This window comes from Zeimonas sediminis (genome assembly GCF_023721795.1).
GTDB classification, from domain to species: domain Bacteria; phylum Pseudomonadota; class Gammaproteobacteria; order Burkholderiales; family Burkholderiaceae_E; genus Zeimonas; species Zeimonas sediminis.
Window position 1 is genome coordinate 1466225 of sequence record NZ_JAMQYE010000001.1, and the last position, 24370, is coordinate 1490594.

At 71.6% G+C, this 24370-nt stretch carries 21 protein-coding genes; 5 read left to right on the forward strand and 16 right to left on the reverse strand.

The features are described 5' to 3' along the window. Positions 1–111 precede the first annotated feature (111 nt). Entirely contained in the window at positions 112–1461 is a 1350-nt protein-coding gene (locus tag M6I34_RS06855) for a universal stress protein (RefSeq protein WP_272484950.1), read from the forward strand. A gap of 34 nt (positions 1462–1495) precedes the next feature. Here M6I34_RS06855 and M6I34_RS06860 read toward each other — a convergent pair whose 3' ends face one another. The 5 genes from M6I34_RS06860 to otnI form a co-directional block, all read right to left on the reverse strand. Then, positions 1496–2485, reverse strand: coding sequence for an L-threonylcarbamoyladenylate synthase (locus M6I34_RS06860; RefSeq protein WP_272484951.1), 990 nt, complete (start codon positions 2483–2485; stop codon positions 1496–1498). Continuing rightward, the gene (locus tag M6I34_RS06865; RefSeq protein ID WP_272486624.1) at positions 2482–3666 is read right to left on the reverse strand and encodes a 5-(carboxyamino)imidazole ribonucleotide synthase; all 1185 of its coding nucleotides are present in this window, start codon (positions 3664–3666) and stop codon (positions 2482–2484) included. The genes M6I34_RS06860 and M6I34_RS06865 overlap by 4 nt, the downstream gene beginning before the upstream one ends. A gap of 17 nt (positions 3667–3683) precedes the next feature. Next, positions 3684–4178: a 5-(carboxyamino)imidazole ribonucleotide mutase gene (gene purE, locus M6I34_RS06870; RefSeq protein ID WP_272484952.1), complete on the reverse strand. Its 495-nt coding sequence runs from the start codon at positions 4176–4178 to the stop codon at positions 3684–3686. Position 4179: 1 nt separating this feature from the next. Continuing rightward, positions 4180–5079, reverse strand: coding sequence for a phosphoribosylaminoimidazolesuccinocarboxamide synthase (locus M6I34_RS06875; protein WP_272484953.1), 900 nt, complete (start codon positions 5077–5079; stop codon positions 4180–4182). Between the two features lie 110 nt (positions 5080–5189). Continuing rightward, a complete protein-coding gene (gene otnI, locus M6I34_RS06880) occupies positions 5190–5966 on the reverse strand; it encodes a 2-oxo-tetronate isomerase (protein ID WP_272484954.1) in 777 nt (258 codons plus the stop codon). Positions 5967–6147: 181 nt separating this feature from the next. On the opposite strand from otnI, the gene M6I34_RS06885 reads away from it, so the two are divergent. From M6I34_RS06885 to M6I34_RS06895, 3 genes are read left to right on the forward strand one after another with little or no spacing between them, the layout of a single operon-like run. Then, complete coding sequence (locus M6I34_RS06885; protein ID WP_272484955.1) at positions 6148–7452, forward strand: amidohydrolase family protein; 1305 nt, start codon at positions 6148–6150, stop codon at positions 7450–7452. A gap of 23 nt (positions 7453–7475) precedes the next feature. Then, positions 7476–8684 (forward strand): cytochrome-c peroxidase, encoded by a 1209-nt coding sequence (locus M6I34_RS06890; protein WP_272484956.1) that lies wholly within the window; start codon positions 7476–7478, stop codon positions 8682–8684. Further along, positions 8681–9007: a hypothetical protein gene (locus M6I34_RS06895; RefSeq protein WP_272484957.1), complete on the forward strand. Its 327-nt coding sequence runs from the start codon at positions 8681–8683 to the stop codon at positions 9005–9007. Before M6I34_RS06890 ends, M6I34_RS06895 begins: the two co-directional genes overlap by 4 nt. A gap of 597 nt (positions 9008–9604) precedes the next feature. On the opposite strand, the gene M6I34_RS06900 is transcribed toward M6I34_RS06895, so the two are convergent. The 11 genes from M6I34_RS06900 to tkt all read right to left on the reverse strand — a co-directional run bounded on the left by M6I34_RS06900 (position 9605) and on the right by tkt (position 22842). Next, on the reverse strand, positions 9605–11110 hold the full coding sequence (locus M6I34_RS06900) for a M20/M25/M40 family metallo-hydrolase (RefSeq protein WP_272484958.1): 1506 nt from the start codon (positions 11108–11110) through the stop codon (positions 9605–9607). 8 nt (positions 11111–11118) lie between these two features. Next, positions 11119–12183 (reverse strand): class II fructose-bisphosphate aldolase, encoded by a 1065-nt coding sequence (fba, locus tag M6I34_RS06905; protein WP_272484959.1) that lies wholly within the window; start codon positions 12181–12183, stop codon positions 11119–11121. 213 nt (positions 12184–12396) lie between these two features. After that, positions 12397–13470, reverse strand: coding sequence for a LacI family DNA-binding transcriptional regulator (locus tag M6I34_RS06910; protein ID WP_272484960.1), 1074 nt, complete (start codon positions 13468–13470; stop codon positions 12397–12399). An 11-nt stretch (positions 13471–13481) separates the two neighbouring features. Further along, complete coding sequence (locus M6I34_RS06915) at positions 13482–14279, reverse strand: SDR family NAD(P)-dependent oxidoreductase (RefSeq protein ID WP_272484961.1); 798 nt, start codon at positions 14277–14279, stop codon at positions 13482–13484. A gap of 16 nt (positions 14280–14295) precedes the next feature. Beyond that, on the reverse strand, positions 14296–15618 hold the full coding sequence (gene hisD / locus M6I34_RS06920; RefSeq protein WP_272484962.1) for a histidinol dehydrogenase: 1323 nt from the start codon (positions 15616–15618) through the stop codon (positions 14296–14298). Between the two features lie 138 nt (positions 15619–15756). Further along, positions 15757–16515: a DUF481 domain-containing protein gene (locus tag M6I34_RS06925; RefSeq protein WP_272484963.1), complete on the reverse strand. Its 759-nt coding sequence runs from the start codon at positions 16513–16515 to the stop codon at positions 15757–15759. Positions 16516–16653: 138 nt separating this feature from the next. Then, positions 16654–18093, reverse strand: a complete 1440-nt coding sequence (gene pyk / locus M6I34_RS06930) for a pyruvate kinase (protein ID WP_272484964.1) — start codon at positions 18091–18093, stop codon at positions 16654–16656. Between the two features lie 83 nt (positions 18094–18176). Continuing rightward, entirely contained in the window at positions 18177–19355 is a 1179-nt protein-coding gene (locus tag M6I34_RS06935; RefSeq protein ID WP_272484965.1) for a phosphoglycerate kinase, read from the reverse strand. A gap of 8 nt (positions 19356–19363) precedes the next feature. After that, positions 19364–19705, reverse strand: coding sequence for a DUF7693 family protein (locus M6I34_RS06940; RefSeq protein WP_272484966.1), 342 nt, complete (start codon positions 19703–19705; stop codon positions 19364–19366). Beyond that, positions 19702–20712, reverse strand: coding sequence for a type I glyceraldehyde-3-phosphate dehydrogenase (gene gap / locus M6I34_RS06945; protein ID WP_272484967.1), 1011 nt, complete (start codon positions 20710–20712; stop codon positions 19702–19704). Before gap ends, M6I34_RS06940 begins: the two co-directional genes overlap by 4 nt. Positions 20713–20760: 48 nt before the next feature. Next, positions 20761–22842: a transketolase gene (tkt, locus tag M6I34_RS06950; protein ID WP_418953498.1), complete on the reverse strand. Its 2082-nt coding sequence runs from the start codon at positions 22840–22842 to the stop codon at positions 20761–20763. 251 nt (positions 22843–23093) lie between these two features. Here tkt and speE point away from each other — a divergent pair, with 251 nt between their 5' ends. Then, positions 23094–24344 carry a polyamine aminopropyltransferase gene (speE, locus tag M6I34_RS06955; protein ID WP_272484968.1) on the forward strand — a complete coding sequence of 417 codons (1251 nt, stop codon included), beginning with the start codon at positions 23094–23096 and terminating at the stop codon, positions 24342–24344. Positions 24345–24370 lie beyond the last annotated feature (26 nt).

Sequence of the window (24370 nt, forward strand, 5' to 3'; positions counted from 1 at the left end):
TGCGGCCCGACTGACCGGCGTCTGCATCGCCATTCGCGAGCGCGGCTACACTTGACCCGAACGGCGGGGCGCGGACCTCGCATCTCCTCCTGATCGAGACGAGGACGACCGATGCGGATCACTTGCGGGACCGATTTCAGCGAGCGCGGCCATCAGGCGGCTGAAGTGGCGGCTTTGCTTGCGGCGCGCTCCGGGGGGCGGCTAGAGCTGGTGCACGCGCTGGACACGCGCGGGGCGGTGCTGGGGGCGGCGCACGTGCTGGAGACGCTGGAAACGGCGGCGCGGGAGCGGCTCGACTTCGAGGCGGGCCGGCTGCGCGCGCTGGGCGCCACGGTGGACACCGCGATGCCCGACGGCTGGCCCGACGAGGCGCTGCTCGGCGAGGCCGACCGGCACGACTCGGCGATGATCGTGCTCGCCGCCACCGGCTCGCGCGACGGCGCGGGCGTCAGCGTGGGCAAGACCTGCGAGCGCACGCTGTCGCGCGCGAAGCGGCCGATGATGGTGGTGCGCGACGCCGCACCGCTCACCGCCTGGCTGCGCGGCGAGCGGCCGCTGCACATCCTGGTCGCCTTCGATTTCTCGCCGCAGGCCGCGTCGGCGCTGGCCTTCGCGGCCCGGCTCGCGCGCATCGGGGCCTGCCGCATCGTGGCCGCCTTCGCCGACGACCCGCGGCGCGAGGCGCGGCGCATGGGCCTCGCCGGTTCGCCCGACGAGGCGCAAGGCCTGCTGCAGCAGGCGCTGGCCGATCACGTGGCGCAGCTCGAGCCCGAGCTGCCGGCCGACGTGGTCGTGTCGCCGCACCTCGGCGACCCGGCCGCGCGGCTCGCGCACCTGGCCGAGCGCGAGAACGCCGACCTGGTCGTCGCGGGTACCCACCAGCGCGGCCCCTTGCAGCGCCTGTTCGCCGGCTCGGTCTCGCTGCAGTTGCTGCGCGACTCGGCCACCAACCTGATCATCGTGCCGACGGCCGAGGCCGAGGCGGCCGCGCCGGCGGCCGCTCCGCACGAGGTCAGGCGAGTACTGGCCGCCACCGACCTGTCCCCGAACGGCAACCGCGCGATCGCCCAGGCTCTGGCAATCGCGCCGGCCGGCGCCGAGGTCCGGATCGTCCACGTGATGAGCCCCAACCAGATGCTCGAGGGCGCCTACGGCCGGCCGTCCTACAAGGAATTCGAGGCCGAGCACGCGGCCGAGCGCGCGAACCGGCAGCAGGCGCTGGAGGCGCTTCTGCCGCGCGGCGCGAAGGCCGGCCAGCGCACGATCGTGTGCGAGGTCGTCGAGCACGATCTCCCCGCCCGCGCGATCGCCGAGCAGGCCGAGCACTACGACGTCGACCTGGTGTGCGTCGGCACGCTGGGCCGCACCGGCCTGTCGGCCGCGCTGCTCGGCTCGACCGCGCAGGAAGTGCTCAGGCACCTGCGCCGGCCCCTGCTGCTGGTGCCGCCCGCCGAACGCTGAGGCCCGGGGAACGCTGAGGCCCGGCGCCGCCGGGTCAGTCGCGCGCGGGCGCGCCGACCGCGGCGCGGCGCAGGCGATCGGCGACCGCCGCCCAGTCGCCGCCATCGGGCGGGCGCTCGATCAGGATCCGGTCGAAGCCCGCCCTGTCGAGCCGTCGCAGCGTGTCGTAGAGCGCGCGCGCGTAGGCCTCCGACCCCGCCTCCGCAGGCTCCCACGCCGCTTCGCCGCGACCCGGGCGGCTGCGCGACCACACGACCGCCCTGATTCCGCGCGCGGCGAGCTCGCCCAGCCGGGCGGCGATCACCCCGGCCGGCACCAGTTCCAGCGGCGTGCGCGGCGCGTAGTGCGCCTCGAGCGTCCCGGAGGCGCGCGGCGCGGCGGCGTCGGCCGCGCCCAGCGGCACACCGAGCACCGCCTCGATCCGGGCGGCGTCGAGCCCGCCTGGGCGCAGCAGCACCGGCCGGCCCCGCGACAGGTCGACGATCGTCGACTCGACCCCGACCCCGCAGGCGCCGCCGTCGAGCACCAGCGGCGCCTCATCGCCGAGATCGTCGATCACGTGAGAGGCGCGGGTCGGGCTGACGCGGCCGAAGCGGTTCGCAGAGGGCGCGGCAACGCCGCTCCCGCCGAGCCGCTCGAAGGCCGCCAGCAGCGCCCGCGCGACCGGGTGCGAAGGCGAGCGCAGGCCGATCGTGGCCTGGCCGCCGCAGGCCCAGCCCGGCGCTTCGGCCTGACGCTCCAGGATCAGCGTCAGCGGCCCCGGCCAGAAGGCCTCGGCAAGCCGCTGCGCGGCGTCGTTCCAGCGCGCCCACTTGCGGGCCTGTTCGGCGCCGCTCACGTGCACGATGAGCGGGTGGTCGGCCGGCCTGCCCTTCAGCCGGTAGATCGCGGCCACCGCTTCCGCCGAGGCCGCGTCGCCGCCCAGCCCGTAGACGGTCTCGGTCGGGAAGGCCACCAGGCGACCGGCCGCCAGTTCCGCCGCGGCCGCCTCGATCGCGGCCTCGTCGGCAGGCCGGGGGTTCATCTCGCCGCGCCGACCGCCTGCGCGACCTGCCCTGCCACGTGGATCGCGTGGGCCAGCGTGTCGGCCACCACGGTCACGTGGCCCATCTTGCGGCCGGCCCGCGCCTCGGCCTTGCCGTACAGGTGCAGCCTGGCTTCCGGATGCGCGAGCACCTCGGCCCACGGCGGCTCGCCGCCGGCGGCGACCCAGCAGTCGCCGAGCAGGTTCACCATGACCGCCTGCTGGTGCTGGCGGGTCGAGCCGAGCGGCAGGCCGGCCATGGCGCGGGCCTGCTGCTCGAACTGGCTGGTGACGCATGCGTCGATCGTGTAGTGGCCCGAGTTGTGCGGCCTCGGCGCCATCTCGTTGACCAGCAGCGAGCCGTCGGCCAGCACGAAGAACTCCACGCACAGCACGCCGACGTAGTCGAGCGCCTCGGCGATCCTGCGGGTGGCCGCCTCGGCCCGCGCTGCGACGTCCTGCGAGATTCGCGCCGGCACCGTGGACGTGGCGAGGATGCCGCCCACGTGCACGTTCTCGGACACCGGGTAGGCGACCGCCTTGCCGTCGAAGCCGCGGGCCACGATGACCGAGACCTCCAGGTCGAGCGCGAGCCGCTTCTCGAGCACGCAGGGCACGCCGCCGAAGGACTCGAAGGCGGCCAGCGCCTCGTCGACCGAGGCCACGGTGGCCTGGCCCTTGCCGTCGTAGCCCAGGCGGGCCGCCTTCAGGATGCCCGGGAACAGCGAGGGGTCGACCGCCCGCAGCTCGTCGGCGGAGCGGACCGGCGCGTAGGGGGCGGTGTCGATGCCGCAGTCGCGCACGAAGGCCTTCTCGACGATCCGGTCCTGCGCGACCGCGACCGCCGAGCCGGCCGGGCTGACCACGCAGCGCTGCGCGAGAAAGTCGAGCGCCTTCGCGGGCACGTTCTCGAACTCGGTGGTGACCGCGCCGCACAGCCGGCCGAGTTCGTCGAGCGCGGCCTCGTCCAGGTAGTCGGCGCGCAGGTGGCGATCGGCGACGCTGCCGGCCGGGCTGTCGGCGGCCGGGTCGAGCACGCAGACCTTGTAGCCGAGGCTCTGCGCCGCCATGCAGAACATGCGGCCGAGCTGGCCACCGCCGAGCATCCCGAGCCACGAACCGGGCGGCAGCGGCGGAACCGGGACCCTGCGGGCGCCGGCCGGCCTTTGCTCCCCGGCCATCGTCTGTTCGCCTGCCATCATTCGCTCGCCGGCAGCGTCATCGCGCGGGCGGCGCCGGTCTGCTTCGCGCGGAAGGCCTCGAGCCGCTCGGCGAGCGCCGCATCGGTGCCGGCCAGCATCGCCACCGCGAACAGGCCCGCGTTGGCCGCGCCGGCCTCGCCGATCGCGAAGGTGGCCACCGGGATGCCTCGCGGCATCTGCACGATCGACAGCAGCGAGTCCTCGCCGCGCAGGTACTTCGAGGGCACCGGCACGCCGAGCACCGGCACGGTCGTCTTGGCGGCGATCATGCCGGGCAGGTGGGCCGCGCCGCCGGCGCCGGCGACGATCGCGCGCAGGCCGCGCGAGCGGGCCTGCTCGGCGTAGGCGAACATGTCGTCGGGCATCCGGTGGGCCGACACCACGCGCGCCTCGTGCGGCACGCCGAACTCCCTGAGCACCGCGACCGCGTGCTGCATCACTTCCCAGTCGCTGCTCGAGCCCATCACCACGCCAACCAGCGGAGCATCCATCTCAGTCTTCCAGTTCGATGCCGGTGAGCCTGCGCAGCGCCTCGCGATACTTGGCGGCGGTGCGCGCGATCACTTCGGCGGGCAGCGAAGGCGGCGGCGGGCGCTTGTTCCAGCCGGGCACGGTTTCCAGCCAGTCGCGCACGAACTGCTTGTCGAAGGACGGCGGCGAGATGCCGGGCCGCCATTCGTCTGCCGGCCAGAAACGCGAGGAATCGGCGGTCAGCACCTCGTCCATCAGGTGCAGCGTGCCCTGCTCGTCGAGCCCGAACTCGAACTTTGTGTCGGCGATGATGATCCCGCGGGTGGCCGCGTATTCCGATGCGCGGCGGTAGAGCTCCAGGCTGATCGAACGGATCCGCTCGGCGAGCTCGCCGCCGATGCGCGCGCGCATGTCGTCGAAGCCGATGTTCTCGTCGTGCTCGCCCAGCTCGGCCTTGGCCGCCGGCGTGAAGATCGGCTCGGGCAGCCGGTCGGCCATCTGCAGCCCCGGCGGCAGCGCGATGCCGCACACCGAGCCGGTGGCCTGGTAGTCTTTCCAGCCCGAGCCGATCAGGTAGCCGCGCACCACCGCCTCGACCAGGATCGGCTTGAGGCGCTTGACCACCATCGACCGGTCGCGCACCTGCTCGCGCTCGTCGGGCGCGACCACCGACTCGGGGTCGACCCCGGTCAGGTGATTGGGCACCACGTCGGCCAGCTTCTCGAACCAGAACAGCGCCATCCGGTTCAGCACCCGGCCCTTGTCGGGGATCGGCTCCGACATGATCACGTCGAAGGCCGACAGCCGATCGGTGGTGACGATCAGCAGGCGGTCGGCGCCGACCGCGTAGTTGTCGCGGACCTTGCCGCGCGAGAGCAGCGGCAGCGAATGAAGCGAGGACTGGTGGACGACGGCCGCCATCGGTACGGCTCCGGCAAAAACCGCTATTTTGCCTGATCGCCCCCGCGAGTCGCTCGCGGCCGCGCCCCGTCGGCCTGCACGCCGGGCCAGGCCCGGTCAGCCGTGGCGAGTCATCCGAGACTCTTCAGCCAGCCCAGGCCTTCGCTGGTGCCGGCGCGCGGCCGGTACTCGCAGCCGATCCAGCCCTCGAAGCCGAGTTCGTCGATCAGACGGAACAGATAGGGGAAGTTGAGCTCGCCGAGGTCCGGTTCGTGTCGCTCGGGCACGCCGGCGATCTGGAAGTGCCCGACCCCGGGCAGGTACTTGCGGATCTTCATCGCAAGGTCGCCCTCGACGATCTGGCAGTGATACAGGTCCATCTGGACCTTCAGGTTCGGCTCGCCGACCTCGGCGATCACCGCGTGCGCGTCGGCCTGCGTGTTCAGCAGGAAACCCGGGATGTCGCGGGTGTTGATCGGCTCGATCAGGCCGGTCAGTCCGTGGGCGGCCAGCCGTTTCGCGGCGCGGCGCAGGTTCGCGACGTAGGTCGCGCGCTGCTCGGCCCGCCGCGATTCGTCCGCGAGCAGGCCGGCCATCAGGTGGATGCGCGGGCAGTCGAGCGCCAGCGCGTACTCGATCGCCTTGTCCAGCCCCTCGTCGAACTCGCGCTCGCGGCCCGGCAGGCTGGCCACGCCTTTCTCCCCCGCCGCCCAGTCGCCGGGCGGCGCGTTGAACAGCACCTGCTTCAGCCCGGCGCCGCGCAGCACGGCCGCGACCTCGGACGCCGGATGGTCGTAGGGAAACAGGAACTCGACCGCCTCGAAGCCGTCCTTCGCCGCCGCCTCGAAGCGGTGCAGGAAGGCGACCTCGTTGTACATCATCGAGAGATTGGCTGCGAAACGCGGCATGACGGCTCCGGGAACGTGGGTCTGTTGCCGCAATCTTAGGGCCAAAACGGCGCGAGCCCGCCTGTCGGCCCGGCCAAGCGGCTGCAGTTCGAAACCCGACATCGCACATCCGGCTTTGCGGACCGCTGGCGGGCGCCGCGCGATGATCCGCGGTCGACGCCCTGCGATCCAGGAAAGTCCCATGACGATGCCCGTTTCCCCTCGCGCGGCGGCCCCCGCCCCGTCGCGAACCCTGTCACGCGCGCTTGCCCGAGTCCTGGCCGCCGCTTGCGCGGCCGCGTCGGTCGGCGTCGCCGCGCAGCCGGCGATGCCGCTCGCCGACATGCACCTGCACTACAGCCACGACGCGGTGGCCACCGTGCCGGCCGACGACGTGATCGGGCTGATGCGCCAGGCCGGCCTGCGCCGCGCGCTGGTGTCGAGCTCCGACGACACCGGCACCCAGAAGCTGCTGGAACTCGCGCCCGACATCGTCGTGCCCAGCCTGCGCCCCTACCGCTCGCGCGGCGAGATCGGCACCTGGTTCCGCGACCCCACCGTGATCGACTATCTCGAGCAGCGGCTGGCCCGCCATCGCTACGCGGCGATCGGCGAGTTCCACCTGTACGGCGCCGACGCCGACCTGCCGGTACCGACCGCGATGGTCGCGCTGGCCCGACGCCACGGCCTGATCCTGCACGCCCACTCCGACGCCGACGCGGTGCGGCGGCTGTTCCGCCAGTGGCCCGAGGCGCGGATCCTCTGGGCCCACGCCGGCTTCGACTCGCCCGAGAACGTCCGCGCGATGCTGCGCGAACATCCGAAGCTGTGGGCGGACCTCGCCTTCCGCACCGACCACGCTTCGGGCGAGCGCATCGACCCGGCCTGGCGCGAGGCATTCCTCGAGTTCCCCGGGCGGTTCATGGTCGGCACCGACACCTTCACGCCGGAGCGGCTCTTCTACATCCCGCAGCACGCCGCATGGACACGGGGCTGGCTCGCGACGCTGCCGGCCGACGTGGCCGAGCGGATCGCCTGGCGCAATGCCGAGGGCCTGCTCGCCGATGCCTGGCCTGCCCGCGCGGCGTCGGCCTCGCCTTCCCGCGAGCCCGCGCCGCCTGCCGGCGAGCCCGCATCGCTTGCCGGCGGTGCGACGCCTCCTTCCTGCGCGCAGGCCGACGACGACGTGCGAAGCTTGCCGGGCAAGGCCTCGCGGCTGGTGTACCGGACCGAGCCCGCAGCGATCGTGCTGGGCCAACCCTTCCGCCTGCTGGCCCGGCTTTGCCCGAACGGCGCCACGCCGGGCGTCGAGGCTCGCCTGAACGTCGACGCCACGATGCCCGAGCACCGACACGGCATGAACTACGCGCCCAGGCTCGCGCAGCGCGCGAACGGCCTGGTCGCCGACGGCCTGCTGTTCCACATGGCGGGCCGCTGGCAGCTGGTGGTGGAGGCCCGGCACGGCGATGTCGTCGAGCGCTTCACCGACGACATCGTGCTTCGCTGAACCGCATGCGCAAGTGCCGCGCGATGCTGCGAGGAATCGCGCCGCTGCTCGTCGCGCTCGCGCCGCTCGTCCCGGTTAACGAGCACGCCGCCGGCGGCATAGCGGCCGGCTTCACCGAGGCCGAGATCGCCACGATCCTGTCGCACGGCCCCTGGCCGCCCGCGCCGCGCCGCGACCCGACAAACCGGCTGTCGGGCGACCCGGATGCGATCGCGCTCGGTCGCGAGCTGTTCTTCGACCCGGGCCTGTCGCGCGACGGCCGGATCTCGTGCGCGAGCTGCCACGACCCCGCGAAGGGCTTCACCGACGGCCTGCCGCGCGCGATCGGCCTCGAGCGCCACGACCGGAACACCCAGGGCCTGCACGACCTGGCCCTGCAGCGCTGGTTCGGCTGGGACGGCGGCGCCGACAGCCTGTGGTCCGCGTCGATCCGGCCGATCCTCTCGCCGCTGGAGATGGGGGCGGACGCGGCCACCGTGGCGGCGCGGCTTCGCGAGCGCCTTGGCGCGGCCGAGCGCCTCGCCGAGCGCCTCGCCGACCGCCAGGCCGGGCGAGAGGCTGCGGCCACGGACGAGGCCCTGCTGGTCGACGCCGGCAAGGCGATCGCCGCCTGGCTGGAAACGCTGGTCTCCCCGCGCAGCCCGTTCGACGAGTTCCGCGATGCGCTGGCCCGCGGCGACGAGGCGACGATGCGAACCTACCCGGCGCCCGCCCTTCGCGGGCTGAAGCTCTTCGTCGGCCGCGGCAACTGCTCGGTGTGCCACGCCGGCCCCGCCTTCACCAACGGCGAGTTCCACGACATCGGTCGCCCTTTCCTCGTCGAGCGCGGCCGCGTCGATCCGGGCCGCCACGCCGGCATCCGGCGCCTGCAGGCCGATCCGTACCGGCTCACCGGTCGCTGGAACGACCAGCCGCCCGCCGAAGGCCCGGCCGACGCGTCGCTGCGGACCCGCACCGTGGTCCTGCAGCACCGCAACTGGGGCGAGTGGAAGACGCCGGGGCTGCGCGGCCTGCGCGCCACCGCGCCGTACACGCACGACGGCAGCCTGGCCACGCTGCGCGACGTCGTCGGGCATTATTCGGAGCTGAACCTCGACCGTCTGCACGCCGACGGCGAGGCCTTGCTGCGGCCGCTGAAGCTGAGCGACGAAGAGATCGACGACCTCGTCGCTTTCCTCGAATCGCTCGATGCGCGGCGCAGCGAGACACCCAGAGGAGACGCACGGAAATGATCAGCGAACTCGTCAGCTTCGCGCTGCCCGCCGGCATGACCCGCGAAGAGGTCGTCGAGGGCATGCGCGAGGTCGCGCCGAACTGGCGGCGCAACCCCGACCTGATCCGCAAGACCTTCCTGTACGATCCGGACGCCGGCCAGACCGGCGCGCTGTACCTCTGGCCGAACCGCGAAGCGGCCGAGCGCGCCCACGACGAAGCCTGGCGCGCCCGCATCCGCGCGAAGTACGGCAGCGAGCCCACGATCCGTTACTTCGAGACGCCGCTGGTCGTCGACAACGCGCTGGGAGCGATCATCGACGTGGCGGCGCCGGGCGGCTGAGGTTGCGCGGGCGAGCGGAGGACCGTGCCTGCTGCGTGGGGCCGGTGGCGCTGTCCGCTTCGCGGAAACGCTTGGTCGCGCGGACGCTCAGCCCCGTCGTGCCCCCAAACTCGCTCCCTCCGGTCGCTCGGACATGGGGGCACTCGCGCTTCGCGCGCCGGGTCTTCGCTGCGCTCCCGCGCCAGCGCCAAAGGCCCCACGCAGCAGGCACGGCCCTCCGCTCTCTCGGAGAACGAACTTGCATGCGTTGTCGTTCGGAGCCCCGCCCGCCAATATGCTCGGCGATCCGCCATGGGCCCGCGAGGATCGCTCGCCGGTCTTCGGTCACGTCGGCGAAGCCGATCCGGTCGTTCGGCAACCCGCTCGTGACGGACAGCCCCGACCAGTCGGCCCGCATCGCCCGAGGGCCGTGCTACTCCGTCGAGAGGCCGGGGGCGGTGCGGTCTTGCGGGGCCTTTGGCGCTGGCGCGGGAGCGTCCGCGCGACCAAGCGTTTCCGCGAAGCGGACAGCGCCACCGGCCCCGCAAGACCGCACCGCCCCCGGCCCGCCCCCGAGCGCAGCACTGCCTCCGGCCCGCTCGACCGGGACGCGACGGCTCAGCGAACCGCCGTCAGCAGCGAAGCCACCGCAACGGTGAGCTTCTTCGCGTACCCGATGTGCAGGAACTCGTCCGGCCCATGCGCGTTGCTCTGCGGGCCGAGCACGCCGGTGACGACGAACTGGGCCTTCGGGAAGCGCTCGCCGAGCATGGCCATGAACGGGATCGTGCCGCCCTCGCCGATCCAGGCCACCGGGCGGCCGAAGGCGTGCCGAGACGCGTCCTCGAGCGCGCGGGCGAGCCAGGGCGCGGTGGGCGCGGCGCTCCAGCCGCTCGCCGCGTGGTCGGGCTCGAAGCGCACGACTGCGCCGTAGGGCGGGTCGCTTTCGAGCGAACGCTTCATGGCCGCCGTCGCAAGCTCGGCGTCGACGGTCGGCGGCAGGCGCATGCTGAGCTTGAGCGTGGTTCGGGGCCGCAGCACGTTGCCGGCGTCGCGCGGCAGCGGCAGGTCGGCCGCGCCGGTGACGGACAGCGCCGGCCGCCAGGTGCGGTTCAGCAGTCCCTCGACCGGATCGGTGGTCGTCGGCTGCGCCTGCAGGTGGCCGGGCGCGGCATGCGCCGCCGCCTGGGCGCGCAGCCTGGCCGCAGCGTCGAGTCCTTCCACCTTCGGCTGCGGCAGGTGCTCGCAGGAGGCCCACGGGAATTGCTGCCAGACCGCGTCGCCCAGGATCGCGCCGGCCTGGCGCGCCTGCTCGAGCCGCTCGGCCGGAATCTCGGCGTGCAGCTCGGGCAGCAGCACCCGGCCGGTTGCCGGATCGTCGAGGCGCGACAGAAGCTGGCGGGCGATCCGGAAGCTCGACGGCACCAGGCCGCTGGCAGCGCCGGAATGAACGCCGTGGCGCAGGATCTCGACGGTCAGCGTGCCGCCGGCCAGCCCGCGCAGCGAGCTCGTCACCCACAGCTGCTCGTAGTTGCCGCAGCCCGAGTCGAGCGCGCAGACCAGCTGCACGTCACCGAAGCGCGGCGCCAGCGCCTCGAGGTAGGCCGGAAGGTCGGGGCTGCCCGATTCTTCCGAAGTCTCGATCAGGCCGACGCAGCGCGGCCGCGCGATGCCCTTGGCGTCGAGCCCCTGCAGCACCGACAGCGCCGCGTAGACCGCGTAGCCGTCGTCGGCCGCGCCGCGGCCGTAGAGCCGGCCGTTCTCGATGACCGGCACGTAGGGGCCGAAGCCCTCGCGCCAACCCGCCATCTCCGGCTGCTTGTCGAGGTGGCCGTAGAACAGCACGGTGCGCTCGTTGCCGAGCCCACCGGTGGCCGGCGCGTCGAACAGCAGGCAGGGCGTGCGGCCCGGCAGCTCGACGACCTCGAGCGTGAGCCCGGCGATGCCCAGACCCCCGGCCCAGCGGCGGGCCTCGTCGAGCACCGCGCCGAGCTCGCCGCGCGCCGCCCAGCCGGCATCGAACATCGGCGACTTGGCCGGCACCCGCACGTAGTCGACCAGGCGCGGCACCAGGTCGTCGTCCCAGCGCGTATCGAGCAGCGCGCGAATGTCGGCCAGGTCCATTGCCGTTCTCAGGCCACGACCTGGGCCAGTTCGCCCTTCGCGTAGCGCTGGACCATCGCCGACAGAGGCACTGCCTGGATCTTGCCGCCCTGCCCCTCGCAGCCGAACTCGCGGTAGCGGGCCAGGCAGATCGCCCTGGCGGCCTCGCGGGCGGGCTTCAGGTACTCGCGCGGGTCGAACTTCGACGGGTTCTCGGCCATGAAGCGGCGGATCGCGGCGGTCATCGCCAGCCGGATGTCGGTGTCGATGTTGATCTTGCGAACGCCGTACTTGATCGCTTCCTGGATCTCCTCGACCGGCACGCCGTAGGTCTCCTTCATGTCGCCGCCGTACTTGCGGATCTCGGCCAGCAGGTCCTGCGGGACCGACGACGAGCCGTGCATGACCAGGTGCGTGTTCGGGATGCGCCGGTTGATCTCCTTGATGCGGTCGATGGCCAGGATGTCGCCGGTCGGCTTGCGGGTGAACTTGTAGGCGCCGTGGCTGGTGCCGATCGCGATGGCGAGCGCGTCGACCTGGGTCTGGCGCACGAAGTCGGCCGCCTGCTCCGGGTCGGTCAGCAGCTGCTCGCGGGTCATCGTGCCCTCGGCGCCGTGGCCGTCTTCCTTGTCGCCCTTCATCGTCTCGAGCGAGCCGAGGCAGCCGAGCTCGCCCTCGACGGTCACGCCGACCTTGTGCGCCATGTCCACGACCTTGCGGGTCACGTCGACGTTGTACTCGTAGCTGGCGATCGTCTTGCCGTCTTCCTGCAGCGATCCGTCCATCATCACCGACGAGAAGCCGAGGTCGATCGCGCCCTGGCAGACCGCAGGCGACTGGCCGTGGTCCTGGTGCATGACGACCGGCACCTTCGGATAGGACTCGACCGCGGCCTGGATCAGGTGCTTGAGGAAGTCCTCGCCGGCGTACTTCCGGGCGCCGGCCGAGGCCTGCATGATCACCGGCGCGTCGACCTCGCTGGCGGCCGACATGATCGCCTGGACCTGCTCCAGGTTGTTGACGTTGAAGGCGGGAATCCCGTAGCCGTTCTCGGCCGCGTGATCCAGCAGCTGGCGCATGGAAACGAGGGGCATCTGTTCAGACCTCCGGATTGGAAACTGGGCGAAGCGCCCCCGCCGCCCTCGAAGCCTGGCCGCGAGCCGGCGGGGACAATCCGCAAACCTCCAATTATCGCCCAGCCGGCGAGGCCGGCCAGGAATTGCTCCACGCCTGCGGGGGCGGAAACGGGGCCGCGATCGCGGGCGGCAGCCGGGGAGACGGCGCATCCGCGGTGGGGCCCGCACCGGTCAGCCCGCCAGCCCCCGGACCGAATCCCTGACGACCAGCCTGACCGGAACCTCGACCCGCCGCGCCGCCGGCGCGCCGTCGGCGATCTGCTCGAGCAGCATCGCGACCGTGGCCTCGACCATCGGGCCGGCGGCCTGCTCGATCGTTGTCAGGCGATAGGAATCCCAGGCGGCCTGCGGCGCGTCGTCGAAGCCGATCACCGAGACGTCCTCGGGCACCCGCAGGCCGAGCTCGTGGCGCAGCGTGTCCATCACCGCGATCGCCATGTGGTCGTTCGCGACGAAGACCGCGTCCGGCGGCGCGCCGGACGCGAACAGCCGGCGCGCGGCACGGCGCGCACCGTCGAAGCTGTAGTTGCCCGCCGCGCGCCGGTAGCGCCGGATCCCGAGCCGCGCGAGCTCCTCGCGAAAGCCGGCTTCGCGGTCGCGGCTGGTCGAGGTGTTCTCCAGCCCGGCCACGAAGGCCGGACGGCGATGCCCCGTCCCGACCAGCGCGCGCGCCGCGATCCGGCCGCCTTCGCGATTGTCGGACGCGACCGAGCTGACCTCGCCCACGGTCGCGATCCGGTTGAACAGCACGACAGGCACGCCGGCGCGCTGGCAGTCGCGCGCGAGCGCCGACGAGAGCGTCGCGCTGACCAGCACGATCCCGTCGACCTGGTACTGCATCAGTTGCAGGAGAAGCGCGTCGGCCGCCTCGGTGTCGCTGGTGAAGAGCAGCAGGTGGTAGCCGTCGCGCTGCAGGCGCTGCGACATCAGCTCGACGATCGCCGGGTAGAAGGGGTTCTCGAGATAGGAGACGACCATCGCCACGATCCGCGAGCGCCGCGTGATCAGCGTGCGGGCGATCGCGTTGGGCCGGTAGCCGAGCCTGCCAGCCGCGTCGAACACCCGCTCGCGGGTGGCCTCGGCGACGCTGGCGCCCGGCGTGAAGGCGCGGCTGACCGCCGACTGGCTGACACCGGCCAGGCGGGCCACGTCGAGCGAAGTGACCGCCTCCCTGCCCCTGCCCGGCGCGCCTTCGACGGCCCGCCCGCCCGTCCGCTTCGCGGCCCTTCCGCCAGCCGACGCCATGTCCTCGCGACTCAGGCGGCGGTCCAGCCGCCGTCGACCATCAGCGCCGATCCGGTGACCATCGCCGAGGCGTCGCTGGCCAGGAAAACGACCGCGCCCATCACGTCCTCGAGCTTTCCGAAGCGGCCGAGCGCGATCCTGGGCGCCGCGTACTCGACGAATGCCGGATCGGCGAACATCGGCCGGGTCATCTCGGTCTCGATGAAGGTCGGGCACAGCGAGTTCACCCTGATGCCGGCCGGGCCCAGTTCCCAGGCTAGCGCCTTGGTGAAGCCCTCGATCGCGTGCTTGCTCGCGCAGTACACGGTGCGCTTCATGCCGCCCACGTGCCCCATCTGCGAGGAAACGTTGATCAGGCTGCCCGGCCGGCCGGTCGGCAGCAGCGCCCTCGCCCACTCTCGCGCCACGCGGTAGGCCGCCTTGACGTTCAGGTCGACGATCGCATCGAGGTCCTCGTCGCTCGTGTCGGTCATCAGCCGGGGCCGGTTCGTGCCGGCGTTGTTCACCAGGATCCCGAAGGGCGCCGACTCCGCGAAGGCCCGCGCCACCGCGGCCGAGTCGGTCACGTCGAGGACCATGGTCCCGGCACGGCCGCCGCGGGCGCGGATCGCTTCGGCCAGCGCCTCGAGCTCCGGCCGGGTGCGCGCGGCCAGCGTGACCTCGGCGCCGGCGTCGGCGAGCGCGACCGCCGCCGCCAGGCCGATCCCCCGGCCGGCGCCGGTGACGATCGCGCGGCGGCCGTCGAGCCGGAACGACGGTGTCGCGGGCAGTGCCATCGGTGCGGCGACCGGCTTCGCCGTGGTGTTCATCGGGCGCTTCCCGCGATCAGTCGAGCGCCGGCACCGGCCGGTACCAGGGCACCTCGGGCCGGTCGCCGTAGCGGCGCACGCGCAGGTTCGCCTGCTCGCCGTGCCCGGCGAAGTTCTCCATGTGGCACAGGCGCGAGCAGTACTCGCCGACCAGCGCAGACGCGGCGTCGCTGGTCACGCGCTGGTAGGTGCAGGTCTTCAGGAACTTGCCGACCCACAGCCCGCCGGTGTAGCGAGCGTTGCGCTTCGTGGGCAGCGTGTGGTTGGTGCCGATGACCTTGTCGCCGAAGCTGACGTTGGTGCGCGGCCCGAGGAACAGCGCGCCGTAGTTGGTCATGTTCTGCAGGAAGAAGTCCGGATCGCGGGTCATCACCTGCACATGCTCGAAGGCGAGCTCGTCGGCCTTGGCGAGCAGCTCCTCGCGCGTGTCGCAGACGATCACCTCTCCGTACTCGGCCCAGGACACCCGCGCGATGCCGGCGGTCGGCAGCACGCCGAGCTGCCGCTCGACCTCGGCGATCGTGTCGCGCGCGAGCTGCTCGCTGTCGGTGAGCAGGATCGCGGGAGATGTCGGCCCGTGCTCGGCCTGCCCCAGCAGGTCGACCGCGCACATCTCTGCGTCGACCGAGTCGTCGGCGATCACCAGCGTCTCGGTCGGCCCGGCGAACAGGTCGATGCCCACGCGGCCGAACAGCTGGCGCTTGGCCTCGGCGACGAACATGTTGCCCGGACCCACCAGCATGTCCACCGGCGCGATCGACCCGGTGCCGATCGCCATCGCCGCGACCGCCTGAACGCCGCCCAGCGCGAGGATCTCGTCGGCGCCGGCGAAGTGCATCGCGGCCACGATCGCCGGATGCGGCTCGCCCTGGAAGGGCGGCGCGGTCGACACGATGCGCTTCACGCCCGCGACCTTCGCGGTCAGCACGCTCATGTGCGCCGACGCGATCATCGGGTACTTGCCGCCCGGCACGTAGCAGCCCACCGCGTTGACCGGGATGTGCCTGTGGCCGAGCACCACGCCGGGCATCGTCTCGACCTCGACGTCCTTCATCGAGTCGCGCTGGATCTGCGCGAAGTTGCGGATCTGCTTCTGCGCGAAGCGGATGTCCTCGATCTCGCGCGGCGACAGGCGGCCGATCGCCTGCTCGATCTGCGCCTGCGACAGGCGGAAGTCGGCCGGGTCCCATTCGTCGAACTTCTTCGAGTACTCGCGCACCGCCTCGTCGCCGCGCTTCTCGATGTCCGCGATGATCGCCTCGACCGTCGCGCGGACCTTCGCGTCGGCTTCGGAAACGGCCGCGGCATCCTTGCCGCGCTTCAGGTATCGGATCGCCATGCTCGTGTGCTCCGGGAAATTCTGGAAGGGCGTTGCATACGCATGCAAGACGCGGATGCTATCGGTCTCGCCGCTGCCGTGCAAGCGTATGCACGCCGCAGCCGCGAAGAGGCCGGACGCGCCGGCCCCTTCGGCGCCTCAGTCGATCTTGACCGAGATCCCTGCCGCCAGCAGCGCGTCGCCCTTCTCGAGGCCGGTGCCGGGGTCGCTGTTGTAGCGGTAGCCGAGCGTCACGGTCAGGCTGAGGGTCTTGCTCATCGCCACCGCCAGCCCGGCGTCGAAATTCGCGCGGAACTCGCCGCTCTCGGCCAGGTTCGGGTAGACGACGAAGCGCTGCTTGAACGACGTGGTGTCGGTCAGCTTGTGCGTGGATTCCTCGCCCAGCAGCAGCTCGGCCCGGCCGTAACTGGTGCGCAGCTCGTCGGCGACCACGGTGGGCTCGACGTAGCTGTCGTGCGAGTAGCCGACGCCCGCGAAGGCGTCCCAGCGGGTCGGCTCGGTCTTGATCAGGTGATAGCCGATGCCGGCGCCGACCGACAGCCGCCGCGACAGGTTCGCGGGCCGGTCGCGCAGGTACTCGCCGGTGCCGAAACCGAACCACTTCTCGGTCAGGTTGTGGTCGTAGCGCAGCCCCGCCCCGAGCATGTTGTCGGTGGTCTCGCCCTCGCTGCGGCCGTACAGCGCCCGCGCATAGACCTGCCACTTGTCCTGGCTGGTGGCACGCACGCCCTCGGCACTGACGTTGAGCCGGGTGGCGTCGCTGTTTCCCGAAGAGGCGGTGCCGGAGGCCCCGAGCGCGTAGCGCCACTTGCCGTCTTCCTTGACGGTCGCCTGGCCGTATGCCGCGTTGCTGGCGAGCAGCGCGATTGCCGCGGCGGCGAGAATGCCTTGCTTCATGCGGTTCTCCCAAAGGTGTCGGTGCGATCCGGACGCACGTCCGGCGCCGGAACGGGGCTTTCCCGTCACGGCGCTCCACCGATGGTAGCGGCCGCAGGGGACCGCAAGCCCCGCGGCCCGGTCGGGCATTGCGCCCGGTCAGGCGTGCTCGCCGACCCGGACGATCTTCAGCGTGTTGGTGCCGCCCGCCTTGCCGATCGGCTCGCCGATCGTCAGCACGATCAGGTCGCCCTTCTCGACGATGCCGGCATCGACGAGGCGCTGCTCGGCCTCGAGCAGCAGCGCCTCGCGCTCCTGGGCGTGGTGGTTCATCAGCAGCGGATGGACCTCGCGGTACAGGCACATCCGGCGCCGGCTCGCCTCGGACGGCGTCAGCGCATAGATCGGCACGCCGGAATCGAGGCGCGACATCCAGAGCGCGGTCGACCCGGACTCGGTCAGCGCGACCACCGCCTTGACCTTCATGTGGTGGGCGACGAACAGCGCGCTCATCGCGATCGACTGGTCGATCCGGGTGAAGGTGCGGTGCAGGAACCCGGTTTCGAAGGAGACCACGTCGGCCCGGTCGGCCTCGACGCAGACGCGGGCCATCGCCTGGATCGTCTCGACCGGGTACTTGCCGGCCGCGGTCTCGGCCGACAGCATCACCGCGTCGGTGCCGTCGAGCACCGCGTTGGCGACGTCCGACACCTCGGCCCGGGTGGGGACCGGCGCCTCGATCATCGACTCCATCATCTGGGTGGCGGTGATCGTTACCCGGTTCAGGTCGCGGGCCATCCGGATCATCCGCTTCTGCAGCGCCGGGACCGCCGCGTCGCCGACCTCGACTGCCAGGTCGCCGCGCGCGACCATGATGCCGTCGGAGGCCTTCAGGATCTCCTCTAGGTTGCCGATCGCCTCGTAGCGCTCGATCTTGGCGATCATCAGCGCCTTGCCGCCGGCGGCGCGCACCAGCTCTCGGGCCATGTACATGTCGGCCGCGTTCTTCGGGAAGGACACCGCGATGAAGTCGGCCTTGAAGGCCACCGCCGTCTTGATGTCCTCCATGTCCTTGGAGGTGAGCGCCGGCGCGGACAGGCCGCCGCCCTGGCGATTGATCCCCTTGCGGTTGGACAGGGTGCCGCCCTGCGTGACCGTGCACTCGATCGTGCGCGAGCCGACCCGGTCGACCCGCATCATCATCCGGCCGTCGTTGAGCAACAGCGTGTCGCCGGGCTTCACGTCGTTGACCAGCTCGGGGTAGTCGAGGCCGACCTTCTGCTGGTCGCCGACCTGGCAGTCGATGTCGAAGGTGAAGCGGTCGCCGTCGGCCAGCTCGACCTTGCCGTCGGCGAACTTGCCGACCCGGATCTTCGGCCCCTGCAGGTCGGCCAGCACGCCGACGCTGCGGCCGATCCGGTCGGCCGTCTCGCGCACCAGGCCGACGACCCGCGTGTGCTCCTCGGCGCTGCCGTGCGAGAAGTTCACCCGGACCACGTCGACGCCGGCCCGGAACATCTGCTCCAGGATCTTCGCGTCGCTGGAAGCCGGGCCGAGGGTTGCGACGATCTTCGTGGCGCGTGGCGCGGGGGTGAACATGGAAGCGCAGCCTTGTCTTTTCGTGGGATGAGCGGGTTTTCCGCTCATCCTACCCGAGACCGACCGTGCTGCGCAGGGAGCCCTCAGGCCCGCTCGGCGAGCGCCGCGACCGCCGGGAGCTCGCGGCCTTCCAGGAACTCCAGGAAGGCGCCGCCGCCGGTCGAGATGTAGCCGACCCGGTCGGCGATCCCGAACTTCGCGATCGCCGCCAGCGTGTCGCCGCCGCCGGCGATCGAGAAGGCGGGCGAATCGGCGATCGCACGCGCGACCGCCTCGGTGCCCTTCGCGAAGGCGTCGAACTCGAACACGCCGACCGGGCCGTTCCAGACGATCGTGCCGGCCTGCATCAGCCGCTCGCCGAGAATGGCCGCGGTCTTCGGCCCGATGTCGAGGATCAGGTCGTCGTCGGCCACGTCGGTCGCGGCCTTGACGCTCGCCTCGGCCTGCGCCGAGAACTCCTTCGCGCACACGACGTCGACCGGGACCGGCACCTGGGCGCCGCGCGCGGCCATCAGGTCGATGATCGCCTTCGCCTCGCCGGCCAGCTCGCGCTCGGCCAGCGACTTGCCGATCGGAAGGCCCGCGGCCAGCATGAAGGTGTTGGCGATGCCGCCGCCCACGATCAGCTGGTCGACCTTGTCGGCCAGCGACTTCAGGATCGTGAGCTTGGTCGACACCTTGGACCCCGCCACGATCGCCGCCAGCGGCCGCTTCGGCTCGTGCAGCGCCCGGCCGAGCGCGTCGAGCTCGGCGGCCAGCAAGGGGCCGGCGCAGGCGATCGGCGCGAACCTCGCGATGCCGTGGGTCGTGGCCTCGGCGCGATGCGCGGTGCCGAAGGCGTCGTTCACGTAGACGTCGCACAGCGCGGCCATCTTGCGCGCGAGCGCCTCGTCGTTCTTCTTCTCGCCCTTGTTGACGCGGCAGTTCTCGAGCAGCACGACCTCGCCCGGCGAAAGCGGGAAGCCGCCGCCGACCCAGTCGCGCACCAGCCTCACCTGCCGGCCCAGCAACTCGCCGAGCCGGGCCGCGACCGGTGCGAGCGAATCCTCGGGCCTGAGCTCGCCCTCGGTGGGACGGCCCAGGTGCGAGGTGACCATGACCGCCGCCCCGGCGTCGAGGCAGTGGCGGATCGCCGGCACCGAAGCGCGGATCCGGGTGTCGTCGGTGATCGCGCCCGCGTCGTCCTGGGGGACGTTCAGGTCGGCGCGGATGAAGACCCGCTTGCCCTTCAGGTCCTGGTCTTCGAGTCGCTTGAATCGCATCGCATCTCTCACAGTTCGTGCAGGCGCTGCTCGAGCTCGAGCCGCTCGCCCTCGTCGATCAGCGCGAGCGGATTGCAGCCGTCGCGGCCCAGCCATTCGACGAATCCGGCCTCGCGTCCGTCGGCGAGCCGCATCCGCGCGACGTGGTCGAGGCTGGCGCTGTCCACGAAGAAGACGATCTCCGCGTCGCCGGCCAGCACCAGCCACTCGCCGACCGCGACGGTCACGAACGGCCGGCCGCCGGCAGCCAACCGCAGGGGCCTGGCCCCCTCGACCAGCTCGCGCAGGACGGCGGCCGCCTGGGCCGCCGGCAGATGGGCCGCGGGAGCGGCCCCGGCGCCCGTGCTCACTTCGCGTTGACCAGCGCCACCGTCGTGTCGAGCATCCGGTTCGAGAAGCCCCACTCGTTGTCGTACCAGCTGCTGACCTTCACGAGGCGGCCCGACACCTTGGTGAGCGTGGCGTCGTAGGTGCTCGACGCGGGGTTGTGGTTGTAGTCCACCGACACCAGCGGCGCGTCGCTGTAGGCCAGCACGCCCTTCATCGGACCTTCGGCGGCCTCCTTGAGGATGGTGTTGATCTCCTCGACCGTGGTGTCGCGGGCGGCCACGAAGGACAGGTCGACGATCGACACGTTGATCGTCGGCACGCGCATCGCGTAGCCGTCGAGCTTGCCGTTGAGCTCGGGCAGCACCAGGCCGACCGCGGCGGCCGCGCCGGTCTTGGTCGGGATCATCGACATCGTGGCCGAGCGCGCGCGGCGCAGGTCCTCGTGGTAGACGTCGGTGAGGACCTGGTCGTTCGTGTAGGCGTGGATCGTGGTCATCAGGCCGTTCAGCACGCCGATGCGGTCGTGCAGCGGCTTGACCAGCGGCGCCAGGCAGTTGGTCGTGCAGGACGCGTTGGAGATCACCGTGTCCGAGGCCTTCAGCACGCCGTGGTTCACGCCGTAGACGATGGTCGCGTCGACGTCCTTGCCGCCGGGCGCCGAGATGATCACCTTCTTCGCGCCGCCCTTCAGGTGCGCCGACGCCTTCTCCTTGCTGGTGAAGAAGCCGGTGCACTCGAGCACCACGTCGACGCCCAGTTCGCCCCAGGGCAGGTCGGCCGGGTTGCGGTTCGACAGCACGCGGATCCGGTCGCCGTTGACGACGATCGAGTCGCCGTCGACCGAGACGGTGCCGGGGAAGCGGCCGTGCGCGGTGTCGTACTGGGTCAGGTGGGCGTTGATCTTCGCGTCGCCCAGGTCGTTGATCGCGACGATCTCGATCGGGTGCTTCTTTCCGCCTTCGTAGTGGGCGCGCAGGATGTTCCGGCCGATGCGGCCGTAGCCGTTGATCGCAACACGAATGGTCATGGCAGTCTTCCTAGGGTATTGAACGAACTTGTGTCGGCGGCCGGGCCTTCAGCGCCGGTCTGCCGAGCGCCGGCGCAGCACCTCGCGGACGGTGTCGGCGACGTTCTCGGGCGTGAAGCCGAAGTGCTTGTACAGCAGGCCGGCCGGGGCCGACTCGCCGAAGGCGTCGAGGCCGACGACCGCGTCGCAGCGGTACTTCCACCAGAAGTCGCTGACGCCGGCCTCGACCGCCACGCGCGGCAGCCCTTCCGGCAGCACCACGCTCTTCCAGGCCGCCTCCTGCCTGTCGAAGACCGTGGTGGACGGCATCGACACGATGCGCACCGCGATGCCGTCGGCGGCCAGCAGATCGCGGGCCGCGAGCGCCAGCCCGACCTCGGATCCGGTGGCGATGATCACCGCCGCAGCCTCCTCCGCGTCGCGCAGCACGTAGCCGCCGCGGTGGATCGCATCGACCTGCCGCTCGGAGCGGGTGACGAAGGGAACGGCCTGCCGCGAAAACAGCAGCGAGGTCGGACCGTGGCTGCGCGAGATCGCCTCGGCCCAGGCCACGATGCTCTCGACCGGATCGCAGGGGCGCCAGACGTCCATGTTCGGGATCAGGCGCAGCGACGACGCATGCTCGACCGGCTGATGGGTCGGGCCGTCCTCGCCGAGCCCGATCGAATCGTGCGTGTACACGAACACCACGCGCTGCTTCATCAGCGCGGCCATCCGCAGCGCGTTGCGCGCGTAGTCGGAGAAGGTGAGGAAGGTCCCGCCGTACGGGATGAAGCCGCCGTGCAGCGCCATGCCGTTCAGGATGCCGCTCATGCCGAACTCGCGGACCCCGAAGTTGATGTGCCGGCCGGCGTCGAAGGACTCGTCCGCGCGCAGCGCGCCGGCGCCCTTGAAGTCGGTGAGGTTGCTGCCGGTCAGGTCGGCCGAACCGCCGACCAGCTCGGGCATGGCCGGCCCGAAGTGGTTCAGCGCGTTCTGCGAGGCCTTGCGGGTGGCGATCGCCTCGCCCCTGGCGAGCGCCTCGTCCAGTGCCGCCTCGAGCGCGTCGTCGAAGCTGGCCGGAAGGTCGCCGCGCATGCGGCGCTCGAACTCGGCAGCCTCGGCCGGGTGCCGGGCCGCGTAGGCCTCGAACAGCTTGCGCCAGTCTTCCTCGCGCGCGGCCCCGGCCTCGCGGGCGTCCCAGGCCCTGTAAATGTCCGCCGGCACTTCGAACGGCGCGTACGGCCAGCCGATCGCCTCGCGGGTCGCGGCGATCTCGTCCTTGCCGAGCGGCTCGCCGTGCGCCTTCGCGGTGTCCACCCGGTTCGGCGAGCCCATGCCGATGTGAGTGCGGCACTGGATCAGCGTGGGCGCGAACACGCCGTCGCGGCCCCTGGCGCCCCACTCGCGGGCCATCGCGATCGCGGCGTCGAGCGCCTCGACGTCATGGCCGTCGACGTCGGGGATCACGTGCCAGCCGTAGGCCTGGAAGCGGCGCACCGTGTCGTCGGAGAACCAGTGGCGCACCTGGCCGTCGATCGAGATGCCGTTGTCGTCGTACAGCACGACCAGCTTCGAGAGCTTCCAGGTGCCGGCAAGCGAGCAGACCTCGTGCGAGATGCCTTCCATCAGGCAGCCGTCGCCGGCGAACACCCAGGTGAAGTGGTCCACGACCGGGAAACCGTCGCGGTTGAAACGGGCCGCGAGGATCTTCTCCGACAGCGCCATGCCCACGGCGTTGGACAGGCCCTGGCCCAGCGGCCCGGTGGTGGTCTCGACGCCGGGCGTGGCGCCGACCTCGGGATGGCCCGGCGTCTTCGAGTGCAGCTGGCGGAAGTTGCGCAGTTCGTCGATCGGCAGCGCGTAGCCGGTCAGGTGCAGCAGCGAATACAGCAGCATCGAGCCGTGGCCGTTCGACAGCACGAAACGGTCGCGGTCGGCCCAGCCCGGGTTGGCCGGATTGTGCTTCAGGTGGCGCGCCCACAGCGCGACGGCGATCTCCGCCATGCCCATCGGCATGCCCGGATGGCCGGAGTTCGCCTGCTGGACCGCGTCCATCGACAGCGCCCGGATCGCGTTGGCCATCGCCGTCGAGGGAACCCCTTGCGGAGGCTTGCGGTTGGACTGGTCTGCGCGTTCGGAGTTCGCCATGCCTCGTTCCTCGATCGGGAGACGGATTCGCGCTCGCCGAGGCCGGCAGGGCGCGCGAATTAAACCCGCGATTCTACCAAACGGGTGCAGGGCCGGCCTTCGTGACCGCGAATGCATTTGTTATAATTCAAGGTTTTTTGGGGCCCGAAAAGCTCAGAGCCTTCCGGGGGCCCACCACCTTTCCATTGGTCCGGCATATCGCCATGGCAGCGGCGAGCGGGCTAGGAAACCAGGACGGGGTTGGTCGAAAAATGCAGGGACTGCATCTGACCGCCGATCTGTACGGATGCCAGTGCGAGGCGTCCCTGCTGGTCGACGCGGAAAAGCTGGCCGGGCTGTGCCGGCAATCGGTCGAGAACGCGGGCCTCACGCTCGTCGACGAAAAATACTTCACCTTTCCCGAGTGGCAGGGCCAACCCGGCGGCGTCACCGGCGCCGCGCTGCTCGCCGAGTCGCACCTCGCCCTGCACACCTGGCCGGAGCGCGGGGGCGTCACGCTCGACGTCTACGTCTGCAACTTCTCGACCGACAATTCGCACAAGGCCGAGCGGCTGCTCGACGACCTGATCGTCGCGTTCGCGCCGCGCCAGCAGGGCACGAACCGCATCCTGCGCGGCTCGCGCGACCCCGAGACCCGCTCCGACGAGCTGCTGCTCGAGTGGCTCAACGAGGACTCCGCCTACGGCTTCCGCGCGACGCGCAGGCTGGAAACGATCAAGACGCAGTACCAGCTGCTCGAGGTCTTCGACACGCCGCAGTGGGGCAAGCTGTTCCGCCTCGACGGCTGCTACATGACCTCCGAGCGCGACGAGTTCTACTACCACGAGCCGATCGTCCACGCGGCCGCGATCGCGCATCCGGCGCCGCGCTCGGCGCTGGTGATCGGCGGCGGCGACGGCGGCTCCAGCGAAGAGCTTCTCAAGCACCCGACGATGCAGCGGGTCGTGATGGCCGAGCTCGATCCGGAGGTGGTGCGGGTCGCGCGCGAGCACCTGCAGGGCGTTCACGGCGGCGTCTTCGACGACCCGCGCCTGACGGTGGAGATAGGCGACGGCTGGAAGTACGTCGAGAGGCTGGCCGGCCAGCCCGACGGCGAGCGCTTCGACCTGATCGTGCTCGACCTGACCGACCCGGACACGCCTGCCCACCAGCTCTACACGCCCGAGTTCTTCCGGCTGGCAAAGAAGGCGCTCGCCCCCGGCGGCGCGCTCAGCCTGCACATCGGCTCGCCGGTCTACTCGCCCGGGCGCGTCCGCGAGCTGGTCTCGCACCTGTCCGGCGTGTTCGCCAACGTGCGGCCCTTCGGCCTGTACGTGCCGCTCTACGGCGCCTACTGGGGGATGGCCTGCGCCTCCGACGCGCTCGATCCGCTGGCGATCGACCCTGACGCGGTCGAGGCGCGGCTCGCCGAGCGCGGGGTGTCCGAGCTGCAGTACTACAACGGCGACGTCCACCGCGCGCTGTTCGCGCTGCCCAACTTCTTCCGCAAGCTGGTCCGCTGAGGCCGCGGGGCCGGCGCGCCAACAGC

Coding starts and splice junctions, on each gene's coding strand:
- M6I34_RS06900 (WP_272484958.1), bottom strand. CDS start 11,110: ATGGACCTGGCCGACATTCGCGCGCTGCTCGATACGCGCTGGGACGAC.
- M6I34_RS06885 (WP_272484955.1), top strand. CDS start 6,148: ATGACGATGCCCGTTTCCCCTCGCGCGGCGGCCCCCGCCCCGTCGCGA.
- hisD (WP_272484962.1), bottom strand. CDS start 15,618: ATGGCGATCCGATACCTGAAGCGCGGCAAGGATGCCGCGGCCGTTTCC.
- M6I34_RS06890 (WP_272484956.1), top strand. CDS start 7,476: ATGCTGCGAGGAATCGCGCCGCTGCTCGTCGCGCTCGCGCCGCTCGTC.
- pyk (WP_272484964.1), bottom strand. CDS start 18,093: ATGTTCACCCCCGCGCCACGCGCCACGAAGATCGTCGCAACCCTCGGC.
- speE (WP_272484968.1), top strand. CDS start 23,094: ATGCAGGGACTGCATCTGACCGCCGATCTGTACGGATGCCAGTGCGAG.
- tkt (WP_418953498.1), bottom strand. CDS start 22,842: ATGGCGAACTCCGAACGCGCAGACCAGTCCAACCGCAAGCCTCCGCAA.
- M6I34_RS06895 (WP_272484957.1), top strand. CDS start 8,681: ATGATCAGCGAACTCGTCAGCTTCGCGCTGCCCGCCGGCATGACCCGC.
- M6I34_RS06910 (WP_272484960.1), bottom strand. CDS start 13,470: ATGGCGTCGGCTGGCGGAAGGGCCGCGAAGCGGACGGGCGGGCGGGCC.
- otnI (WP_272484954.1), bottom strand. CDS start 5,966: ATGCCGCGTTTCGCAGCCAATCTCTCGATGATGTACAACGAGGTCGCC.
- fba (WP_272484959.1), bottom strand. CDS start 12,183: ATGCCCCTCGTTTCCATGCGCCAGCTGCTGGATCACGCGGCCGAGAAC.
- M6I34_RS06860 (WP_272484951.1), bottom strand. CDS start 2,485: ATGAACCCCCGGCCTGCCGACGAGGCCGCGATCGAGGCGGCCGCGGCG.
- gap (WP_272484967.1), bottom strand. CDS start 20,712: ATGACCATTCGTGTTGCGATCAACGGCTACGGCCGCATCGGCCGGAAC.
- M6I34_RS06915 (WP_272484961.1), bottom strand. CDS start 14,279: ATGAACACCACGGCGAAGCCGGTCGCCGCACCGATGGCACTGCCCGCG.
- M6I34_RS06865 (WP_272486624.1), bottom strand. CDS start 3,666: ATGGCCGGGGAGCAAAGGCCGGCCGGCGCCCGCAGGGTCCCGGTTCCG.
- purE (WP_272484952.1), bottom strand. CDS start 4,178: ATGGATGCTCCGCTGGTTGGCGTGGTGATGGGCTCGAGCAGCGACTGG.
- M6I34_RS06935 (WP_272484965.1), bottom strand. CDS start 19,355: ATGCGATTCAAGCGACTCGAAGACCAGGACCTGAAGGGCAAGCGGGTC.
- M6I34_RS06875 (WP_272484953.1), bottom strand. CDS start 5,079: ATGGCGGCCGTCGTCCACCAGTCCTCGCTTCATTCGCTGCCGCTGCTC.
- M6I34_RS06855 (WP_272484950.1), top strand. CDS start 112: ATGCGGATCACTTGCGGGACCGATTTCAGCGAGCGCGGCCATCAGGCG.
- M6I34_RS06925 (WP_272484963.1), bottom strand. CDS start 16,515: ATGAAGCAAGGCATTCTCGCCGCCGCGGCAATCGCGCTGCTCGCCAGC.